Here is a 6,621-nt window from a genome sequence, read left to right on the forward strand (position 1 = left end):
GCCTACGGCCTCGTCCAGGCCCTGCCCGGCTCCAAGATGGCCACCGCCGGCGCCGACTGGAAGACCAACCCCGCCACCCAGATCAAGTGGGGCCTGGACTACATGAACTCCCGCTACGGCAGCCCCGCCCAGGCCTGGGACTTCTGGCAGACCCACCACTGGTACTGATCCACCGATCAGCCAGTCACCCCCGGCGCGCCTACCTGAGCGCGCCATCCGCGAAGGCGGCGGCCCCCGACCCCGGGGCCGCCGCCTTCGGGCGTTTCCCTCCCGGGCCGGAGCTCCTGCCATGCTGCATGTCATGCGCACACAGATCACCTCGGCCGGAATGGCTGAGCTCCACCAGGTTCTCGCCGACCACCACCGGTACTGGGGAGAGCGCGACCTCCGGCCCCTGCATCTTCGGGCGCTGGTGCAGGAGTTCGGTGAAACCTGCCTGGTCGCCCGCGCCGAGGACGGGATTCACGGGTACATCCTCGGGTTCGTCACCCCGACCGGCACCGGGTACGTACACCTGATCGCCACCCGCGACGACGCCCGCGGCACCGGGCTCGGACGCCGTCTGTACGCGGCGTTCGCCGACGCCGCGCAGCGACAGGGCGCGCTGCGGCTGAAGGCGATCACTTCCCTCGGCAACACCGGGTCGATCGCGTTCCATCGCAGCCTCGGCTTCGACGCGCAGACGGTCGACGACTACAACGGCCCCGGCCAGGCCATGGTCGTCTTCCGCCGCGCTCTACCGTTCGACGCCGTGCAGCCCTGAACGACCACCGGGCGGGCCTCACCGGCCGTGCCGGAGCCTGCGGACCTGAGCCCTGGCGAGGGAGAGGCGGCGGACTGCCGAGCCGGCCGACCCGGACGCCGCCGTCGACCGCGCTCAGGTGCAGGCCAAGGCCTGTCCGGCGGATCCTGCCGCAGACGCGGGGCCTGGAGGGGGAACCCCAGCGGCGTTGTCGTCACTCGCCGACGTCCCCCAGCCTTCGGCCGGGAGGTGCCCCCACCGCGTCGACTCCCTCCTCCGCCTTACATCTGCACGCTCCCCCAGCTCTCGGCTTCGCTCGAGCCGGGGGCACCCCCATGACCCCGCTCACCTCGGCTGATACGACACCGCTGCTTTCCTGCGACTTGATGCACAGGACAGGCCCTTGCCGCCTCGTCGATCTCGATCCGCCGGTAGGCGCCGTCGACGGTGCTGCCTCCGGCCGGGAGACCCCCTCATGTGGCCATCGCGCGGGACGCGTTGTCGCCCGCCGCAGAGGTGCCTTCCGCTGCCGTCGCGCCGACCGGAGCCGGAGACGCGGTCGTCGTTCCGTTCGCCCGTGTCAGCCCGACGCCCACGAGGACCACGGCCATGCCCAGCACCACCCGGCCACTGAGGTGCTCGCCCAGGACGACCACGCCGAGGAGAACGGAGACCACCGGCAGCAGGTAACCGACCACGGCCGCGCTGGTGGCACCCTCGTCGTTGATGATCCGGTAGGTGAGGTGGAACGTGGTCGCGGTGCACAGGACGCTGAGGACGACGGCCGCGACCAGGACGGTCGGACCGGGGTCGATCGACTCCAGGCCGCCGATCGGCATCATGACGGCGGTCAGTCCACTCGCGGCGACGAGCTGGGCGGCGGACAGGGAGATGGTGGGGGTGCCCCTTCGGACCAGCGTGCGGCCCATGTACGTGAACGCGACGGCGTAGGTGGCGGCCGCGCCGAGGATGGCGAGGGCCCCCCAGCCGATGGCCCCGGCCGTCCGCCAGGGGGCGAAGATGACGACCGTGCCGGCGAAACCGAGCAGTAGGCCCGCCAGCCGGACGGGCCGAAGTCCGCGTTCCGAGCCGAGGACCAGACCGAGGACGACCGACCAGATGGGGGTCGTGGAGTTCAGGACTCCGGCGAGACCCGAGTCGACCGTCTGCTGGCCCAGACTGAACAGCGCGAACGGAAGCGCGTTGCAGAAGAAGGCCGCGACGGCGATGTGGCGCCATACGGTGAGGCCGCGGGGCATGCTCCGGCCTGTCGCGTAGCAGGCGACAGTGAGGACGAGCGCGCCGAGGGTACAGCGGACGAATGTGACCTGGAGCGGGGAGAGTCCGCGCAGCGCCAGCTCTGTCCAGAGGAAGGTCGAACCCCACAGCAGCGCCAGCACGACCACCCGCATTCCGCCCCACAAGCGCCATGTACCGCTGTTCACGATGGCTTTCCTCCCATTCGGTTCGCCGGCCGGCCGGGTGGTCGGTCCAGCGGGCTCCTTCGGCCTCGGTCCCGGCAGCAGGCCCCTCGGTCCCGGGAGCAGGCCCCTCGGTCCCGGTCACTCGAAGGTGCCTGAGCCGAGCTTTGAGGACAAGCGAAAGGTTCTACCTATTCCGTTAAGCTCTGCTACATGCTTGATGTGAGACGACTCCAGGTCCTGCGCGCGGTGGTCACCAGCGGTACGGTCACCGCCGCCGCGGCCCACCTCGGCTACACACCGTCAGCCGTCAGTCAGCAGGTGGCGGCGCTGGAGAAGCAGGCCGGTACGGCGCTGCTCGAACGCGTCGGCCGTGGAGTGCGGCCCACGGCCGCCGGCCTGCTGCTCACCGAGCATGCGGCCCTGATCAGCTCGGCGGTCGCCCAGGCGGAGACCGCCCTCGCCGACCTCCGCGCCGGACGCACCGGACACCTGGCGGTCCGCTACTTCGCCACGGCCGGGTCCACACTGGTGGCCCCCGCCCTGGCCCGGCTGCGCGCCGAGCACCCGGGGGTCCGCGTCGACCTTCAACTCACCGACCCCGAGGACCCGTTCCGGGAAGTGACACAGGGGCGGGCCGACCTGGCCGTGGTCGTCCAGGCACGCGGCCGCGTCGGCGACGGCTTCCGGCTCGTGCACCTCCTCGACGACCCCTACGCCGCCGTACTGCCCCTGGGCCATCCGCTCGCCACCGAGGCGGTCATCGACCTCAGCGCGCTGTCCGGCGAACAGTGGGTCGGCAGCGAGCCGCCCGGCCCCTGCCTGGAACCGGTGCTCGACTCCTGTGCGGCGGCCGGCTTCAGCCCCGACTTCGTCATCCAGAGCGAGGATTACGCCACCGCCCAGGGCTTCGTCGCGGCCGGTCTCGGGGTGGGCCTGATGCCGCGGCTGGGGCTGCGCAGCCAGAACCCCGGCGTCGTCGTACGCCCGGTCCGCAACCCCGAGCCGGTCCGGGTGATCTCGGCAGCCGTACGGGAGATCTCCTTCGAGCAGCCGGCCCTGCACAGTCTGCTGACCGCTCTGCGGGACGCTGCCACCACCGCCTGAGGGCCCGGTGCCGCCCTGCCCACCTGCGCAGTCCCAGAGTCGCGAACTCACCGGACGCACTCGAGAAGGTAAGATCGCATGAGCCGCACGCCCGTCGGCGACGCGACGCCCCGCCCGGACCCGACGGGCCTTTCGCCGACGCGCTATCTGGCTGGATCGGTGTCGTAGTCGTGCCGGGCCTGCTCGACCCTGTCCAGGTTGGCGGCGGCCCAGCCGGCGAGGTGCGCGAAGAGCGGGGCAAGACTGCGGCCCAGTTCGCTGATCTCGTACTCGACCCGAGGGGGGACCTCCGGGTGGTACGTCCGTACGACCATGCCGTCGCGCTCCAGTTGCCTCAGCCGCTGGGTCAGCACCTTCGGCGTGATCGCGCCGATCCGTCGTTCCAGCTCGACGAAGCGCTGCCGCCCGTGCGCGTTGAGCGTCCACAGGATCGGCGTGGTCCACCGGCTGAACACGATGTCCACGACCGCACTGGTCGGACAGGCGAGTTGAGGGTCGACCGCAGTAGCCACCCCGTCGGTTTCACCGGCCACGTGTACCCCTCGGGATAGTCACTTTCCTCTAGGTACCTACTATATCGGCGCTGTTAGCGTCCTCGTGTCGTCCGGAGCACGGCTCCGCGCGACGGTCCCGCCCGCCCGGGCGTGACAACCATGCTTGTTCGACACGGGAGTTGTTCATGTTTGTAGTGACGGGGGCAACCGGCAACGTCGGCCGTTCGCTCGTACAGGCCCTCGCGGCGGCGGGTGTCCAGGTGACCGCGACATGCCGAGGGATCTCGGCGGCGGACGTACCGGAGCGCGTCGATCACAGGCGGGCGGACCTGGTCGACCCCGAGAGCCTGCGGCCCGTGTTCGACGGTGCCGACGCACTGTTCCTCCAGAACGGGGGCCCCAGCGCGCATTTGCTGAACCCGCAGGACATCCTCGACGTGGCCAAGGCCGGCGGCGTCGGCCGAGTCGTCCTGCTGTCCTCCCAGGGGGTCGCGACCCGGCCCGGGTCGGCCTCGCACGGGGACACCGCGCGCTCCATCGAGGACGCCGTCCGGCAGTCCGGCATGGCCTGGACGATCCTGCGGCCCGGAGGCTTCAGTTCCAACGCGTACGCCTGGGCCGAGTCGGTGCGTACCCGAAGGACCGTCGCCGCACCGTTCGCCGACGTCGGCCTGCCGACGATCGACCCGGACGACATCGCCGAGGTCGCCGCCGCAGCCCTGCGGGAGGACGGCCACACGGGACGGATCTACGAGTTGACCGGGCCCGCACTCGACACGCCCCGCGAACGGGCGCAGGCTATCGGCGACGCACTCGGCGAACCCGTCCGGTTCATCGAGCAGACCCGGGACGAAGCCCGCGCGCAGATGCTCCGGTTCATGCCCGAGCCCGTGGTCGAGACGACGCTGACCATCCTCGGCGAACCCACCCCCGCGGAACAGCGCATCAGCCCCGATGTCCAGCGGGTCCTCGGCCGCGCACCCCGCGCCTTCGCCGACTGGGCTCGGCGCCACATCGCCGCCTTCCGATGAATCCGCCCTCATTTGAATCCGCCGTCTTCGGCCAGGGCGAGTTCGGGGCATCGATCCGAAGCTCGCAGACAACTCCGCCCGCCGTAGGCGATTCGTTCCCGGCTTGACGCTCAAGTAGCGGGCGGGAAACGGCACTTGGGTAAACTCTTCCTCTGGTCCAGACCAAAGAGTCGTCTGGTCTAGTCCAACATGATTGACGTGATCGCGACAGTGCCCGGAAGCTGGGGCTTCCCCCACCCCTCTGGAGGCACAGTGAGACGTCTTCGCGCATGTCTGGGCGCGGCAGCCGCCGTGAGCCTGGCCGCGGCCGGCGCGACCGCACTCGTCGCCGGCAGCGCCTCGGGCGCGACCGCCGCGCTCAGCAACCGGTGGTACGCCGCCGCCCCCTACCTGATGCCGACGGACAACGATCCGCCGGACGCGGCCACGATCATGGACGCGACCGGCCTCAAGGCGTTCCAGCTCGCGTTCATCCTCGCCCCCAACGGCGGCGGCTGCTCGCCCACTTGGGGCGGAACGTCGGCGGTGTCCTCGGACACCGCCGTGCAGTCGGTCATCAACACCATCCGCGCCAAGGGCGGTGACGTCTCCGTCTCGATCGGCGGCTACGGCGGCACCAAGCTCGGCCAGGCCTGCTCGGACGCGACCGCCACAGCTGCCGCGTACCAGCAGGTCATCACCAAGTACGGCCTGCACGCCATCGACTTCGACCTCGAGGAGCCGGAGTACGAGAACACGGCGGCCGTCAGGAACGAGATCGGCGCCGCCAAGATCCTCCAGCAGAACAACCCGGGCCTGTACGTGTCCGTCACCACGGCCGGAACGGCGGACGGCACCGGCTGGTTCGGCAAGCAGATGCTGCTGGAGGCGAAGTCGCAGGGCTTCACCCCGAACAACTTCTCCATCATGCCGTTCGACGGCGGCTTCAACGGCGCAGCATCCCAGACCAGCGCGCTCGCCAACTTCAACACGATCCTTCAGTCGACGTTCGGCTGGGACCAGGCGACCGCGTACGCCCATGAGGGCTTCTCGGGCATGAACGGCCGCAGCGACACGGGCGAGTACTTCTCGCAGGCCGATTTCCAGACGGTGCTGGACTTCGCCACGAGCCACAACATGGACCGCTTCACCTTCTGGTCCCTCAACCGGGACCGCCAGTGCTCCCCCGCCGACAACGGCGGCCGCACGTCGGGCACCTGCTCCAGCGTGACCCAGAACTCGTGGGACTTCGCGAAGTACTCGGTGAAGTTCGCCGGCGCCACCCCGCCCACCGGCACACCCACCCCGACGCCCACACCGACCCCCACGCCCACACCGCCGGGCAGCGGCTGCAAGACGCCCTGGAACGCGGCCACGGTCTACACCGCCGGTAACGAGGCTTCGTACAACAACCACAACTGGAAAGCCAAGTGGTGGACCCAGAACGAGACGCCGACCGGCGTCGACTGGGGTCCGTGGCAGGACGAGGGCACCTGCTGACAGTCCCACCCACACCTCTTGAGGGGATGACGTCACCCGAGACCCGGGTGGCGCCATCCCCTCGGCACATTCGAGACCGCGGTCACATCTCCCCCGCCCGCTCCGTGAGCTCCTGTGCACGCAGTGTCGCGGAACCGGTGAAGCACCCCACATGACCCACGTCACCCACTACCCGCGATAGTCGACGGAAAGGGACAGGTTTAGCAGCGGACCCATGCCCTGACCTGGGGATTGAGAGCCAGCTCACACAGGGCGCCGACAGCCCGAATGCGGCCACAACTAGTAAAAGGGGTCATTGCGGACATCGGTCGGGGCTGGTTGTCTTGAGGACGTCGCCAGGCACCACG

At 70.0% G+C, this 6,621-nt stretch carries 7 protein-coding genes; 5 read left to right on the forward strand and 2 right to left on the reverse strand.

Annotated features, from left to right (window positions below):
* Both ABT085_RS42110 and ABT085_RS42115 read left to right on the forward strand, forming a co-directional pair.
* A partial coding sequence (locus ABT085_RS42110) for an aggregation-promoting factor C-terminal-like domain-containing protein (RefSeq protein WP_502982786.1) occupies positions 1 to 168 on the forward strand: 168 nt, incomplete at its 5' end.
* A gap of 133 nt (positions 169 to 301) precedes the next feature.
* Positions 302 to 763, forward strand: a complete 462-nt coding sequence (locus ABT085_RS42115; protein ID WP_351621142.1) for a GNAT family N-acetyltransferase — start codon at positions 302 to 304, stop codon at positions 761 to 763.
* A gap of 452 nt (positions 764 to 1,215) precedes the next feature.
* On the opposite strand, the gene ABT085_RS42120 is transcribed toward ABT085_RS42115, so the two are convergent.
* Complete coding sequence (locus tag ABT085_RS42120; RefSeq protein WP_351621157.1) at positions 1,216 to 2,154, reverse strand: DMT family transporter; 939 nt, start codon at positions 2,152 to 2,154, stop codon at positions 1,216 to 1,218.
* A gap of 222 nt (positions 2,155 to 2,376) precedes the next feature.
* Between ABT085_RS42120 and ABT085_RS42125 the strand changes: the two genes are divergently transcribed.
* Positions 2,377 to 3,270: a LysR family transcriptional regulator gene (locus tag ABT085_RS42125; RefSeq protein WP_351621145.1), complete on the forward strand. Its 894-nt coding sequence runs from the start codon at positions 2,377 to 2,379 to the stop codon at positions 3,268 to 3,270.
* Positions 3,271 to 3,413: 143 nt separating this feature from the next.
* Here ABT085_RS42125 and ABT085_RS42130 read toward each other — a convergent pair whose 3' ends face one another.
* Positions 3,414 to 3,803, reverse strand: coding sequence for a winged helix-turn-helix transcriptional regulator (locus tag ABT085_RS42130; protein WP_351621148.1), 390 nt, complete (start codon positions 3,801 to 3,803; stop codon positions 3,414 to 3,416).
* A 146-nt stretch (positions 3,804 to 3,949) separates the two neighbouring features.
* Between ABT085_RS42130 and ABT085_RS42135 the strand changes: the two genes are divergently transcribed.
* Entirely contained in the window at positions 3,950 to 4,795 is an 846-nt protein-coding gene (locus ABT085_RS42135; RefSeq protein ID WP_351621151.1) for an SDR family oxidoreductase, read from the forward strand.
* Between the two features lie 252 nt (positions 4,796 to 5,047).
* On the forward strand, positions 5,048 to 6,274 hold the full coding sequence (locus ABT085_RS42140) for a chitinase (protein ID WP_351621154.1): 1,227 nt from the start codon (positions 5,048 to 5,050) through the stop codon (positions 6,272 to 6,274).
* Positions 6,275 to 6,621 lie beyond the last annotated feature (347 nt).

This window comes from Streptomyces sp. NPDC002265 (assembly GCF_040296125.1).
GTDB lineage: Bacteria > Actinomycetota > Actinomycetes > Streptomycetales > Streptomycetaceae > Streptomyces.